This is a genomic window from Streptomyces sp. SCPE 10, from assembly GCF_051980735.1.
Taxonomy (GTDB): Bacteria; Actinomycetota; Actinomycetes; order Streptomycetales; family Streptomycetaceae; genus Streptomyces; species Streptomyces misionensis.
Genome location: NZ_CP197069.1, coordinates 6,640,875 through 6,654,681 on the forward strand (window position 1 = coordinate 6,640,875; position 13,807 = coordinate 6,654,681).

Consider the following 13,807-nt stretch of genomic DNA (forward strand, 5'->3'; position numbering starts at 1 on the left):
TGTGTTCCCTCCTTCAGCGCAGCCGGAGGCTCTCGGGCGGGCCGAGATAGCTGGGCTGGAGTCCGCCGGTGTCCACGACGAGGTTCTGCAGGACGACGGTGGGGTCGACCATCCAGAACTTCAGTACGTGGCGCCCGGGCCGGGTGATCCGGTGCGTGGTGGTGGTGACGTTGACGTTGTCCGAGGTGTTCCGCTGCCACTGCATGTTCATCGTGCCGTCGTCGGAGCCGGTGACCTTGGTGATGTTCACCGACTGCGGCCGGTCGTCGTCGAAGGAGACGGCATAGGTGAGGCCGTCGCTCGCCAGGATGTTGTTGCGGGGCGACAGGTACGCGGACACGGTGACCGGTCCGGTGGTGAAGAGCATGACGGGGTACTCCAGGCGGGGGCCGTCGCCGCCCGGTGTCTGCCGTGGCGCGGTCACCGGGAAGGGCTCCATGCCCGAGCCGGTCCTGCCGATGCCGGGAAGCCGCCGCCAGGAGACGACGCCCCCGCCGTGGGCGCTGCCGTAGTGGTCGGCCTCGATGGAGACGCAGCCGCCCGCCTCGACGAATCCGCTCAGGCTCCGCCGGGGCACGTCCGGGTTGTCCACCGGGACCCGCACCGTCACCCGCTCGCCGCCGGGCCCGGTGACCGTGACGGGCACCCGGTGCCTGCCCTTGGGCGCGCGGGCCCAGTCGGCCCGGACGGTGACCCGCACCTGGCTGTCGACCCGCCCCCGCGTGGCGTCGGCGGACAGCCACGGGACGCCGGTCCTGATCCGGTAGTCGAAGGGCGTCGTCCCCCGGTTGAAGATCTCGATGTACGGGGCCGGTCCGGTGGCGTACGGGCTGAGCGCGGGCAGCGCGCAGTCGGCGGTGGAGCCGGGCCACGCCTGGTCGGAGCCGTCGACGGCTACGCCCATCCGGGACCCCGCGGCCGGGGTGATCCGCTTGACGGCGGGGAATATCACGTCGGGGATGGCCGCGTTGTCGATCTGCGGCTGCTGCCAGGGGGCGTCCGGGCCGTACCGGGCGACATCCCCGTAGTCGATGTGCGGCTGGGTCTGGAAGCCCTTCCACTTCCCGTCGGCCACCGTGTTGTTGAAGCGGTCGGCGAGCGCCTTGTCGGTGCGGAAGTACGACTCCGCCGCCGACGCGAGCGAGTTGGTGGCGGCCCGGCCCTGGGCGGCGTAGAGCAGGTTGGTGAACTGGGCCTGACGCAGGGCGTAGAGGTTGGCGGTCGCCTTCACCGGATACAGCACCAGTTCGTAGAAGCCGTCCCGCCGGTCCGCCGGCAGGGCGGACTCGATGCGCTCGGCCGCGGCGGACAGCTCCCGCCATTCCTGTGTGACGCGTTCCATCTCCTGGTAGTTGGTGATGCTGAACGGCGTCGCCTGGTCGTCGTAGACGACGGCGGAGGGGTCCGTGGCCAGGTCCTTGTCCGGGTCCACGGTGATCTTCCGGTTGAGCAGCTCCGGCTTGCGGCGGGCCTGGAGCTGCCCGTACCTGCCCAGGACGGCGGCGATGGCGGCGGCGTGCTCGGGCCCGAAGTTCTGCCGGGCGTAGTGCTCCAGCCACTCGGTGACGTTCTCGACCGGCCACCGGTCGGGGTCCCAGGCGTAGTCCAGGAAGAACTGGGTGGGCAGCTCGTTGCTCTTCAGATCACCGGAGTTGACGATCCACAGCTGCCGGATGCCGTACGTGTAGGCCTGGTTCAGCTGATCCCAGACATTGGCCAGGTTGGCGGTGTCGACCCACTTGTAGTTGCGGCCGGCGCCGACGTAGTCGAAGTGGTGGTAGAGGCCGTAACCCCCCTCGCGCGGCGGCAGCGACGGGCTCGGCACCAGACGCAGGTTGCCCCAGTTGTCGTCGGTGAAGACCACCGTCACGTCGTCGGGCGCCCGCAGCCCCTGTTCCCAGTAACGCTGGACCTCCTTGTAGAACGTCCACACCTGCGGGGTCTGCGACAGCGGCTTGCCGGTGACGTCGGCGATGATCTGCCGTTGGGTGGAGACGATGTCGCGCATCAGCTCGATGCCGTCGCCGTCGGGCAGCGCGGTGTCGCCGTTGCCGCGCATGCCGAGGGTCACCACGCCCTCGAAGCCCTCGCGCACCATGCGGCGGATGCCCTCCGTCCAATACGCCTTCAGCGACTCGGAGTTGTGGCGGAAGCTCCACTCTCCGGTGCCGCCGTAAGGGTCGCTGCCCGGGGTGACGACATTGCCCTGGGCGTCGCGCGCGGCAGGTACGGCGTGCCGGTTCCACTCCTCGATGCCCCGCATCATGGGGGCCTCGTGGGAGGTGCCCATGACGATGCCGTAGGCCGTCGCGGTGGCGTGGTTGGCCGGGTCGTCCTCGGCGAAGGCGCGCCCCCACACCGCGGGCCAGAGGTAGTTGGCCTTCAGCCGCAGCATCAGCTCGAAGACCTTGGCGTAGAAGAGGTGGTTGAAGCCGTCGGGGTGGCCGGGGGCCAGGCCGGGGCCGAACCGGGCCGGGGCCCAGGTGCCGAGCGCGGGGTTCTCGTCGTTGATGAAGAAGCCGCGGTACTTCACCGCGGGCGTGCCCTGGGTGTGCCGGCCGGGCCGGACGTGCAGCAGGTCCTGGTGGCTCGGGGTGGCGTCGGCCCACCAGTACCAGGGCGAGACGCCGATGCCCCGGCTGACGTCGTAGATGCCGTAGATGGTGCCGCGCTGGTCGCTGCCGGCGATCACGAGGGCGCGGTCGACCCCGGGCAGCGGGTGGTCCACCACCTGCTCCAGGGAGGTCTCCCACTTGCCCGCGATCCCCGTCACGTCCAGTTTGCCGGCGGCCACCAGACCGTCGATCAGCGGGCTCTTGCCGATGGTGCCGATGAGGACGACCTCGCGCCGGCCCGCCGGGAGGGTGGGGGACAGGTCCGGCTCGATGCCCGTGACCCGCTTGAGGTCCTCCTTGAGGTCACCGGCCGCGCGGACGACACCCGGGTGGTCGTCGGCGCTGACCACGAGGGGGGTGGCCGCACCGCGCTCGACGAGCGGGAAGGTGCCGGGCCCGCGCGAGGTGGTGATGTACGCGCCGGGGTCGGTGGGCCGCACCGTGCTCGTGGACGTACCCGCCCAGGCGGCACCGGCCGGGCCCAGCAGGGAGGCGGCGGGGGTCGCCAGTGCGGTGAGACCGGCTCCCAGGGCCAGTGCCGTGCGCCGGCTCATGCCGGTGCCGGGTCGCGTCGGGTGGGGCCCGCGCCGCGCAGAATCCATGCCGCCCTCCGTGGGGCCCGCGAGCCCCCTCGCCGATAGTGTTTCCGGAAAATTTCCGGAAGTTGTCGCGAAACGTTAGGGACGGGCCGAGCGGCCGTCAATACGCGCGGCACCAACCGCCGTGCGAAACCGACGGGTTGACGGCGGTGGCGGCCCGGCCCGGCACGCCCGCCGGCCGGCGAACGGCGATTGCCTATGCTGAGCAGCGCAGGCGAGGAGGCTCGGATGGCAGCACAGGACGCGGGGCGCGTCACGATCGCGGACATCGCCCGGGAGGCGGGCGTGTCCCTGCCGACGGTCTCCCGGGTGCTCAACGGGCGCGCCGACGTGTCCCCTTCGACCCGCCGCCGGGTCGAGGAACTGCTGGCCCGGCACGGCTACCGGCGGCGCGCCGCGCAGACCGCCGGCCGGGCCGAACTGATCGACCTGGTCTTCAACGACCTCGACAGCCCCTGGGCCGTGGAGATCCTGCGCGGTGTGGAGGACGTGGCGCACGCTTCCGGTCTGGGCACCGTGGTCTCCGCGGTGCACCACCGCAGCACGTCCGCCCGGCAGTGGCTGGTCAACCTGCGGGCGCGGGCCTCCGACGGCGTCATCCTGGTGACCTCGGAGCTGGCCCCCGAACTCCACGCCGAGCTGCGCCGCCTGGGCGTGCCCGCCGTCATCGTCGACCCGGCCGGCGTGCCCACCTACGGCATACCGACGATCGGCGCCATGAACTGGGCCGGCGGACGCAGCGCCGTCGAGCACCTGCTCGGCCTCGGGCACCGCCGCATAGGCGTCATCACCGGGCCCCCGACGCTGCTGTGCAGCCGGGCCCGCCTGGACGGGTACCGGGCCGCGCTGGAGTCCGCCGGCGTGCGGATCGACGACCGGCTCGTCCGGCAGGGGGACTTCTCCCACGAGGCCGGCTTCGCCTCGGGATCGGAGCTGATCGGCCTCGCCGACCCGCCCACCGCGATCTTCGCGTCCAGCGACCAGATGGCGCTCGGCGTCTACGAGGCGGCCCGGCAGCGCGGGCTGCGCATCCCGGACGACCTCAGCGTGGTCGGCTTCGACGACCTGCCCCAGGTCCAGTGGTCCCCGCCGCCGCTCACCACCGTCCGCCAGCCGCTCGACGAGATGGGTCAGGTCGCCGCGCGCACGCTGCTGCGGCTGATCCAGGGGGAGACCCTGGAGAGCCCGCACCTCGAACTCGCCACCCAGCTGGTGGTCCGCAGCAGCACCGGCCCCGCGCCCCGCTGATCCTCCGGCGCGCTGCGACGCCCGCCACGCCCGGACGAACCGGCCCCGCGTGCGCCTCACCCGGCCCCGACGGCGTGACGCGGGACACGGGAACCGCCCGGTCCGTGCGGAGAGAAGTGGGTGTGAACAAGTCAGACAACGACACGCGCCGCCGCGTGCGCGAGGGGGACCGCGAGGCGTTCGCCCGGCTCTACGAGGATTTCGCCCGGGCCGTGTACAACCACGGGCTGCGGCTGACCGGTGACTGGTCGACGGCCGAAGAGGTCATGTCCGAGACCTTCCTGACCGCGTGGCGCTCGCGTGACCGGGTCCAGGAGGAGGGCGGCTCGCTGCTGCCCTGGCTGCTGGGCATCGCCACCCACAAGGCGGACAACGCGCGCCGCAGCGCCCGGCGGCGGCAGCTGTTCCTCGCGCGCCAGTCCCCGGGCGCGGTGGAGGACTTCGCCGCCCGGACGGCCGGGCGGATCGACGACGCGCGCCGACTGCACGCCGTCCAGGCGGCGTTGGGCAGGCTGCGGCGGCCGGAACGGGAGGTGCTGGTCCTGTGCGTGTGGTCGGGCCTGGACTACCAGGAGACGGCCGAGGCGCTGGGCATCCCGGTCGGCACGGTGCGGTCCCGGCTGTCGCGCGCCCGCAGGAAGCTCGCCCGGCTCGCCGACGAAAGCGGCCGGGAACCACGGATCCGCCGCGGAGAGACCACCAGTGCGGCCGCGCTCGCGGCCCTGCCCGTGCGGGAGGAACTCACATGACCGACAGCACCGCTGCCCGGAACCGGCCCGACGACCGCGACGAGATCGCCCGTCTGCTGCCGGCCCCGGCCGACCGGGACCTCACGCGCGAGCAGCACCTACGGCACAAGGAACTGCTCATGCAGCACATCGACCACGACCGCGCCGCGTCCACCGCGGCCACCGAACCCGTCCGGCGCACCCCGCGGCGCAGGACCGTACGCGTCGCGTCGGCGGCCGCGCTGGCCCTGGCCGGCGCGCTGACCGCGGGCATCGCCCTGACCGGCAACGCGGGGCCGGCCCACGGCGGCACCACGACGGCGGCCACGGACACGCGGCCCGCCGCGGCCCTGCTGCACCGGATCTCCGCCGCCGCGGCACGGCACGACACGCTCACCGTGCGCGACGACCAGTTCGTGTACACCCGGGAGAAGATCCGCGGGGCCGACGTGACCAGCGGTAAGGCCGTCGTCGGCCCGCTGAAGGACGAGGAGACGTGGCTGGCGCAGGAGCCCGGGCCGCTGCACAGGCTCGGACTGTCCCGGGTCGACGGCGAGACCCTGCCCCTCAACGCCGAACTGGGCGACACCGAGGGCACCCCGGCCGGCTTCGGCCGGCCCACCTACCGCTGGCTCGGCTCGCTGCCCACCGACCCCGCACGGCTGCTCGACTACCTGTACGCCAAGACGCCCGAGGCCGAGCGACGCCAGCGCGACCAGGCGGTGTTCGAGCAGATCGGCAGTCTGCTCGGCGGGATGATGCCGCCCCGCACGGCCGCCGCCCTCTACCAGGCCGCCGCCCGGATCCCGGGCGTCCGCCGGACCGTCGAGGCGCGGGACGTGATCGGCCGGCCGGGCCTCGGGATCGTCCGCGACGACACGCGCTACGGAGTGCGCACCGAGTGGGTCTTCGACCCGAAGGACTACTCCTTCCTCGGCGCCCGCACCTTCCTGATCAGGGACACGTCGTACGGGAAGGCCGGCACCCTGCTGTCCGGCACGGCCGAACTGGCGCACGCCGTCGTCGACAAGGCGGGCCTCAGGCCCGCCGACGCGGACGGCACGCGGACCGCCTGACGCCCGGCCGCCGACGCCCCTCGCCCCGGCCGGGGCGAGGGGCGCGCGGTGAGAACCGATCTCCGGGCCCGGCGGTCACCCCTTGTTCGAGCCGAGCGTCAGCCCGCTGACGAACTGCCGCTGGAGCGCGAAGTACACCGCCAGGGTCGGGATCGCGGTCAGCAGGGAGCGACGGCTGGGAGACGGGACGGACCGGGCTGGGACGGACGCATGGCGGCTCCCGAGGGGTACAGGGTTCGGCCACGGGGGTGAGTCGATCGCCGCGACTTGTCGAAACCGCTCATGAACCAACTCGACCGAACAGTGTGACCGCCATCACATCCTCGGGGGCGCATGGGCGTCAAGAGGCGGGTGCACAACGGGAGTTGTCTTGCCCGAAACGTGACCGCCCTCCGTGTCGCTCACGCCTGGCGCGATGTGCTTTGTTCTTACATCCGGACTTACGGGTGAACCTATGTCTGGACAAACCCTTGACAGTGGGTCCGGCAGGGACTTGGATCGCCTCCCGACGCAACAGCGCCCTTTCCTGTCGCACGCACAGCGAGGTGCAAGCAACGATGGACCGCTCTTCCCGTCCGGGCCCCCGCAGGCTGGTTCCGCTGGTGGCCGTGGCCGCCGCGGCGGCGCTGGCCCTCACCGGCTGCTCCAGCGGACACGGTGGCAAGAAGGCCGAACAGGCCGCGGCGAACGCCTCCGCGGGCAAGGCGAACACCCCCCGGATGACCGTCGCCCTGGTCACCCACCAGGCGCCCGGCGACACCTTCTGGGACACCGTGCGCAAGGGCGCCGAGGCCGCGGCGGCCAAGGACAACATCAAGCTCGTCTACTCGGCCGACCCGAACGCGGGCAACCAGGCGAACCTGGTGCAGAACGCGGTCGACCAGAAGGTCGACGGCATCGCCGTCACCCTGGCCAAGCCCGACGCGATGAGGAGCGTGCTCGCCAGGGCGGAGCGCGCCGGCATACCGGTGGTGGGCCTCAACTCCGGGCTCGCCGACTGGAAGAAGCTCGGGCTGACGGAGTTCTTCGGACAGGACGAGAGCGTGGCCGGCGAGGCCTTCGGCGACAAGCTGAACACCACCGGTGCCAAGAAGGTCGTCTGCGTGATCCACGAGCAGGGCAACGTGGGCCTCACCCAGCGCTGCGACGGGGTGCGGAAGACCTTCAAGGGCACCACCGAGACGCTGTACGTCAACGGCACCGACATGCCCTCCGTACGGGCCACCATCACGGCGAAACTGAAGCAGGACACCGCCATCGACACCGTCGTCACCCTCGGCGCCCCGTTCGCCGCGACCGCGGCGCAGTCGGTCGGCGACGCCGGCGGCAAGGCGAAGGTCGCGACGTTCGACCTCAACAAAGACCTGGTCAAGGCCGTGCAGAACGGCAGCGTCGAGTTCGCCGTCGACCAGCAGCCCTATCTCCAGGGCTATCTGGCGGTCGACTCGCTCTGGCTCTACAAGTACAACGGCAACTACAGCGGTGGCGGCGTCCAGCCGGTCCTCACCGGCCCGGCGTTCGTCGACAGGTCCAACGTCGACAAGGTCGCCGGGTTCGCCGCGAAGGGCACCCGGTGACGGGCCCGGGGACCGTCGGCGCACCGCCGGCGCCCGGCCCGCGGGCGGCGGACGGCCGCACCGCCCGCCGCCCGCCGGTGCTGCGGCTGCTGGCCCGGCCCGAGGTGGGCGTCTTCCTTGGCGCCGCCGCCGTCCTGGTCTTCTTCCTGATCGCCGCGCCGTCGGTCCGCCAGGGCGGCTCGATGGCCACGGTCCTCTACCAGTCCTCCACCATCGGCATCATGGCGCTGCCGGTCGCCCTGCTGATGATCGGCGGCGAGTTCGACCTGTCGTCCGGCGTCGCCGTGATCACCTCGGCGCTCACCGCGAGCATGCTCTGCTACCAGCTGACCCTGAACGTGTGGACCGGGGTGATCGCTGCCCTGGCCCTCTCGCTCGCCATCGGCGCCTTCAACGGCTGGATGGTGGTCAGGACCGGACTGCCCAGCTTCCTGGTCACCCTCGGCACCTTCCTGATCCTCCAGGGCGTGAACCTCGCCGTCACCAAGCTGGTCACCGGCAACGTCGCCACCGACGACATCAGCGACATGGACGGCTTCGGCCAGGCGAAGAAGATCTTCGCGTCCTCCTTCGACGTCGGCGGCGTCCAGGTGAAGATCACCGTGGTGTGGTGGCTGGTCTACGCCGCGCTCGCCACCTGGGTGCTGCTGCGCACCAAGTACGGCAACTGGGTCTTCGCCGTCGGCGGCGACCAGGACAGCGCCCGCGCGGTCGGCGTCCCGGTGCGGTTCACCAAGATCACCCTGTTCATGCTGGTCGGCTTCGGCGCCTGGTTCACCGGCATGCACAACCTGTTCTCCTTCAACACCGTGCAGTCCGGCGAGGGCGTCGGCAACGAGCTGATCTACATCGCCGCGGCCGTCATCGGCGGCTGCCTGCTCACCGGCGGCTACGGCTCCGCGATCGGCCCGCTCTTCGGCGCCTTCATGTTCGGCATGGTCAACCAGGGCATCGTCTACGCCGGCTGGAACCCCGACTGGTTCAAGGCCTTCCTCGGCGTGATGCTGCTCGGCGCCGTCCTGATCAACCTGTGGGTCCGGCGCACGGCGACGCGGAGGTAACCGATGAACGACAACGCAGCCGGCACCCACGGCACCGCCCTGCCCGACGCCGCCGCGGGCGCGCCCCTGGTCGAACTGCGCCGGGCGGGGAAGTCGTACGGCAACGTCCGTGCCCTGCACGGCGTCGACCTCACGGTGCGGGCCGGCCGGGTCACCTGTGTGCTCGGCGACAACGGCGCCGGCAAGTCCACCCTCATCAAGATCATCTCCGGGCTGCACCGGCACACCGAGGGCGACTTCCTCGTCGACGGCCGCCCGGTGCGCTTCGGCACCCCGCGCGAGGCCCTGGACCGGGGCATCGCGGCGGTCTACCAGGACCTGGCGACCGTGCCCCTGATGCCGGTGTGGCGCAACTTCTTCCTCGGCTCCGAACTGACCAAGGGCCGCCCACCGCTGCGCCGACTGGACATCGCCCGCATGAAGGAGACCGCCGACCGCGAACTGCGCCGCATGGGCATCGTCCTGGACGACCTGGAACAGCCCATCGGCACCCTCTCCGGCGGCCAGCGCCAGTGCGTGGCCATCGCCCGCGCCGTCCACTTCGGCGCCCGGGTCCTCATCCTGGACGAGCCGACCGCCGCCCTCGGCGTCAAACAGTCCGGCGTGGTGCTGAAGTACATCGCCGCCGCCCGCGAGCGCGGCCTCGGCGTCGTCCTCATCACCCACAACCCCCACCACGCCTACCTGGTCGGCGACCACTTCAGCGTGCTGCGCCTCGGCACCTTGGAACTGTCCGCCGACCGCGGCGAGATCACCCTCGAAGAGCTGACCGACCACATGGCCGGCGGGGCCGAACTCGCCGCCCTCAAGCACGAGTTGGCGCAGGCACGCGGCGTGGGGAGCGACGGGCTCCCCGAGGGGCCGGACCCCGCCGACACCTCCCCTGAAGGGAACCCCTGACCATGCCCCACGTCCTCGACCGCATCCGGGTCGGCTCCGCCCCCGACTCCTGGGGCGTCTGGTTCCCGGACGACCCCCGGCAGGTGCCCTGGGACCGCTTCCTGGACGAGGTCGCCGAGGCCGGGTACGAGTGGATCGAACTCGGCCCCTACGGCTATCTGCCCACCGACCCCGCCCGGCTGCGGGAAGAGGTGGACCGCCGGGGCCTGAAGGTCTCCGCGGGCACCGTCTTCACCGCACTGCACCGCGGCCCCGGCGTCTGGGCCGACACCTGGGCCCACGTCGGCCGGGTCGCCGCCCTCACCCGGGCGATGGGTGCCCGGCACCTGGTGGTGATCCCGTCCTTCTGGCGGGACGACAGGACCGCCGAGATCCTGGAGCCGCCCGAGCTGACCACCGAGCAGTGGGGCCACCTCGCCCGGGGCATGGAGCGCCTGGGCCGCGAGGTGAAGGAGACGTACGGCCTGGACATCGTGGTCCACCCGCACGCCGACACGCACATCGACACCGAGGCCCACGTCGCGCGCTTCCTCGACGCCACCGACCCGGCGCTGGTCGGTCTCTGCCTGGACACCGGGCACTACGCCTACTGCGGCGGCGACAGCGTCCGGCTGATCGAGACCTACGGCGAGCGCCTCGGCTATCTGCACCTCAAGCAGGTCGACCCCGCGGTCCTCGCCGACGTCGTCGCCCGGGGGCTGCCCTTCGGGCCCGCCGTCCAGCGCGGCGTCATGTGCGAACCCCCGCACGGCGTACCGGAGCTGGGTCCCGTCCTGGAGGCGGCCCAGAAGCTGGGCGTGGACCTCTTCGCCATCGTGGAACAGGACATGTACCCCTGCGAACCGGACCGGCCCCTGCCGATCGCGGAACGCACCCGGCGGTTCCTGCGGTCGTGCGGGGCATGAACGTCACACCCCAACGCCTCGCCGAGGTAGGGGACTTCCTCGACCGCGTCACCCGGTGGGCCACCCGCCGCGAGGACGTCACGGGTCTGCTGCTGGTCGGCTCCTACGCCCGCGGCGCCGCACGCCCCGACTCGGACGTCGACCTCGTCCTGCTGACGACGGATCCCGCGCACTACTTCGCCGACGCCTGGGCCGGCGAACTCGCCCTCGGCGACGCCGTGCGCACCCGGGCCTGGGGCCCGGTCACCGAACGCCGCTACACCCTGCCCTCCGGCCTGGAGATCGAGTTCGGCATCGGCACCCCGGACTGGGCGCGGACCGACCCCGTCGACCCCGGTACCCGCCGCGTCGTCGCCGACGGGGCCCGTGTGCTGCACGACCCCGGGGGCGTCCTCGCCGCGCTGCTCGCGCACTGCCGTCCCTGAGCGCCGCGGGGTTCCTGCGCAACCACGACGGATTCACCCCCGGCGCGGCCGGGAACCAAGTCGGAGCACGCGGGCGTTGGAGAAGGAGACGGGGGATGCCCGCGCAGACGGGAGGACGAAGATGACACACCGCACGGAACCCCGGAAGACGGCACAGGACACCGCGGACGCGGCCCTGCGCCGGGACCGCTTCGGCAAGCTGCCCGAGCGGATACGCCCCGAGGACACGGTCGAGACCAGGCCGGCGACCCTGCCGGACCCGGCCCGGGACCGCTATCACGCGGACGAGTGGCTGGTGCGGTACTGCGGCTGACCGCTACCCCGGTACCGCGGCCGGCCCCCGGTGCGCGGCGTCAGGCCTGCCGCACCTCCGTCAGCGGCACCGGACGGTGCTCGCGGCGCGAGAGCGTGCAGGCCTCCGCGATCCAGCCCGCCTCCAGCGCGTCCTCGACGGTGCACGGCGACGGCCGGTCACCGGCCACCATCTCGGTGAACGCGGCGAGTTCGGCCCGGTAGGCGGCGGTGAAGCGGTCCATGAAGAAGTCGTGTGGGGGACCGGCCGGGAAGCTCACCCCGGCTTCGGCCGAACGCAGCGGCAGCTTGTCGTCCAGGCCGACCGCCAGGGCGTCGGTGAAGCCGTGCAGCTCCATGCGCACGTCGTAACCCCGGCCGTTGTGGCGGGAGTTGGAGACCACCGCGAGCGTGCCGTCGTCCAGCGTGAGGAGCGCGCCGGTGGTGTCGGCGTCACCGGCTTCGCCGATGTAGCCGGCCCCCCGGTTGCCGCCGACCGCGTACACCTCGGTCACCTCGCGGCCCGTCACCCACCGGATGACGTCGAAGTCGTGCACGGAACAGTCCCGGAAGATTCCCCCGGAGGCGGCGATGTACGCGGCCGGCGGCGGCGCCGGGTCCAGCGTCGTGCAGCGCACGGTGTGCAGCGGGCCCAGCTCGCCCGCCCGCACGGCCTCCCGCGCGGCGGCGAAACCCGCGTCGAAGCGGCGGTTGAAGCCGATCTGGACCGGCACCGCGCCGTCGCGCACGGTGTCGCGCACCGCCACGGCCTCCGCCATGGTGCGGGCCACCGGCTTCTCGCAGAACACCGGGACACCGGCCTGGACACCCGCCCGGATCAGCGCCGGATGGGCGTCCGTCGCCGCCGCCACGACCAGCCCGTCCACCCCCGCGGCCAGCAGCGCCTCGGGCGAGTCGGCGATCTCGGCCCCGAACCGCTCGGCGGCGGCCTTGGCGGCGTCCGCCAACGGATCGGCGACCACCAGCGAGGTGACGACGTCGAGCGCGGAGAGGGTTTCGGCGTGGAAGGCGCCGATGCGGCCGAGGCCGAGGATTCCGATACGCATGGGTTGCCACTCCTGGCTGGTCGGGAATGTTCCGGTCGGGTGCGCGCGCCTACAGGCGCACCCACGTGCCGCTCTCGGCGGACTGCGCCATCGCGTCCAGTACGGCCGCGGCGCGCACCGCGTCGGCGAGCGTCGCGCCGTACGGCGTGCCCTCGGCGATGGAGCGCACGAACCGGTAGGCCTCGATGACCTTGAGGTCGTCGTACCCCATCGCGTTGGCCGCGCCCGGCTGGAACGCGGCGAACTCCCCGGCGCCCGGGCCGACATGGACGGTGCTCATCGGCTGGTCCTGGTAGCCGGTGCCCCGGCCGACCGCGAACTCGTTCATCCTCCGGAAGTCCCAGGACACCGCTCCTCGGGTGCCGTGCACCTCGAAGCCGTAGCCGTTCTGCTCGCCGACCGAGACCCGGCAGGCCTCCAGCACGCCCCGGGCGCCGGAGGCGAAGCGCAGCAGAGCGCCGACGTAGTCCTCGTTCTCCACCGGTCCCCGCGCCCCGCCGGCGGCGCGGGCGTGACCGGCGGTGGGGCCGGCCGGGCGGGCGCGCTCCGGGACGAAGACCGCGGTGTCGGCGGTGAGCGCGGCGATCTCGCCGAGCAGGAAGCGGGCCAGGTCGGCGCCGTGCGAGGCCAGATCGCCGAGCACCCCGCGGCCGCCGCGCCGCCGCTCGTAACGCCAGGTGAGGGCGGAGTCCGGATCGGCGGCGTAATCGCTGAACAGCCGGATGCGCGCATGCTTGACGGTGCCGATCTCCCCGGCGGCGATCAGCTCGCGGGCGGCCTCGACGGCGGGCGCGTTGCGGTAGTTGAAGCCGACCGCGCCCTGCACCCCGGCCCCGCCGACCGCGTCCGCGACCGCGCGGGCGTCCTCGGCGGTCAGCCCCACCGGCTTCTCGATCCAGACGTGCTTGCCCGCCCCGGCCATCGCCACCCCGATCTCCCGGTGCAGGAAGTTCGGCGCGGTGACGCTGACCGCCCGCACCCGGGGGTCGGCGGCCACCTCCCGCCAGTCGCGGGTCGCGGCGGCGAACCCGTACCGCTCGGCCGCCTCCTCGGCCCGCCCCGGCACCTCGTCGGCGACCGTGACCAGCCGGGGCCGCAGCGGCAGCCGCGGATAGTGGTGGGGGAGACGGACGTACGCCTGGGTGTGCACCCGGCCCATCCAGCCGAACCCGACGACGGCGACACCCAGTTCTTCCACCATGGCAGCCCCTCTCCGGGTCCCGGCCGCTGTTTGGACCGGTCCATCTCCCGCCCCGGGCCACCTTTGTTCGGACATGGCGGGGCTGTCAACCCTTTGACAGCGGGACTCACCCCA

The 13,807-nt window shown here is 72.6% G+C and carries 12 protein-coding genes and 1 pseudogene; 9 read left to right on the forward strand and 4 right to left on the reverse strand.

Features of this window, described 5'->3' with window-relative positions:
• Window positions 1-13 precede the first annotated feature (13 nt).
• Complete coding sequence (locus tag ACSP97_RS30465; RefSeq protein ID WP_440555228.1) at window positions 14-3,217, reverse strand: glycosyl hydrolase 115 family protein; 3,204 nt, start codon at window positions 3,215-3,217, stop codon at window positions 14-16.
• Between the two features lie 225 nt (window positions 3,218-3,442).
• Here ACSP97_RS30465 and ACSP97_RS30470 point away from each other — a divergent pair, with 225 nt between their 5' ends.
• The 3 genes from ACSP97_RS30470 (at window position 3,443) to ACSP97_RS30480 (ending at window position 6,266) form a co-directional block, all read left to right on the forward strand.
• Window positions 3,443-4,462 carry a LacI family DNA-binding transcriptional regulator gene (locus ACSP97_RS30470; protein WP_355153057.1) on the forward strand — a complete coding sequence of 340 codons (1,020 nt, stop codon included), beginning with the start codon at window positions 3,443-3,445 and terminating at the stop codon, window positions 4,460-4,462.
• A 122-nt stretch (window positions 4,463-4,584) separates the two neighbouring features.
• Window positions 4,585-5,211 (forward strand): RNA polymerase sigma factor, encoded by a 627-nt coding sequence (locus ACSP97_RS30475; RefSeq protein WP_355153059.1) that lies wholly within the window; start codon window positions 4,585-4,587, stop codon window positions 5,209-5,211.
• Window positions 5,208-6,266 carry a CU044_5270 family protein gene (locus tag ACSP97_RS30480; protein WP_355153061.1) on the forward strand — a complete coding sequence of 353 codons (1,059 nt, stop codon included), beginning with the start codon at window positions 5,208-5,210 and terminating at the stop codon, window positions 6,264-6,266. The genes ACSP97_RS30475 and ACSP97_RS30480 overlap by 4 nt, the downstream gene beginning before the upstream one ends.
• A 75-nt stretch (window positions 6,267-6,341) precedes the next feature.
• Here ACSP97_RS30480 and ACSP97_RS30485 read toward each other — a convergent pair.
• A pseudogene (locus tag ACSP97_RS30485) lies at window positions 6,342-6,434 on the reverse strand (carbohydrate ABC transporter permease); the annotation flags it as partial.
• Between the two features lie 389 nt (window positions 6,435-6,823).
• On the opposite strand from ACSP97_RS30485, the gene ACSP97_RS30490 reads away from it, so the two are divergent.
• From ACSP97_RS30490 to ACSP97_RS30515, 6 genes are all read left to right on the forward strand, one after another.
• Entirely contained in the window at window positions 6,824-7,843 is a 1,020-nt protein-coding gene (locus ACSP97_RS30490) for a sugar ABC transporter substrate-binding protein (protein ID WP_358269671.1), read from the forward strand.
• Entirely contained in the window at window positions 7,840-8,904 is a 1,065-nt protein-coding gene (locus ACSP97_RS30495; RefSeq protein ID WP_355153064.1) for an ABC transporter permease, read from the forward strand. Before ACSP97_RS30490 ends, ACSP97_RS30495 begins: the two co-directional genes overlap by 4 nt.
• 3 nt (window positions 8,905-8,907) lie before the next feature.
• On the forward strand, window positions 8,908-9,804 hold the full coding sequence (locus tag ACSP97_RS30500) for an ATP-binding cassette domain-containing protein (protein WP_355153066.1): 897 nt from the start codon (window positions 8,908-8,910) through the stop codon (window positions 9,802-9,804).
• Between the two features lie 2 nt (window positions 9,805-9,806).
• The gene (locus tag ACSP97_RS30505) at window positions 9,807-10,709 is read left to right on the forward strand and encodes a sugar phosphate isomerase/epimerase family protein (RefSeq protein WP_355153067.1); all 903 of its coding nucleotides are present in this window, start codon (window positions 9,807-9,809) and stop codon (window positions 10,707-10,709) included.
• A complete protein-coding gene (locus ACSP97_RS30510; RefSeq protein WP_355529896.1) occupies window positions 10,706-11,134 on the forward strand; it encodes a nucleotidyltransferase domain-containing protein in 429 nt (142 codons plus the stop codon). Before ACSP97_RS30505 ends, ACSP97_RS30510 begins: the two co-directional genes overlap by 4 nt.
• 121 nt (window positions 11,135-11,255) lie before the next feature.
• Entirely contained in the window at window positions 11,256-11,447 is a 192-nt protein-coding gene (locus ACSP97_RS30515; protein WP_180328428.1) for a hypothetical protein, read from the forward strand.
• A 40-nt stretch (window positions 11,448-11,487) separates the two neighbouring features.
• On the opposite strand, the gene ACSP97_RS30520 is transcribed toward ACSP97_RS30515, so the two are convergent.
• Window positions 11,488-12,492, reverse strand: coding sequence for a Gfo/Idh/MocA family protein (locus tag ACSP97_RS30520; protein WP_358681162.1), 1,005 nt, complete (start codon window positions 12,490-12,492; stop codon window positions 11,488-11,490).
• Window positions 12,493-12,541: 49 nt separating this feature from the next.
• Window positions 12,542-13,693 carry a Gfo/Idh/MocA family protein gene (locus tag ACSP97_RS30525; protein ID WP_440555235.1) on the reverse strand — a complete coding sequence of 384 codons (1,152 nt, stop codon included), beginning with the start codon at window positions 13,691-13,693 and terminating at the stop codon, window positions 12,542-12,544.
• Between the last annotated feature and the right edge of the window lie 114 nt (window positions 13,694-13,807).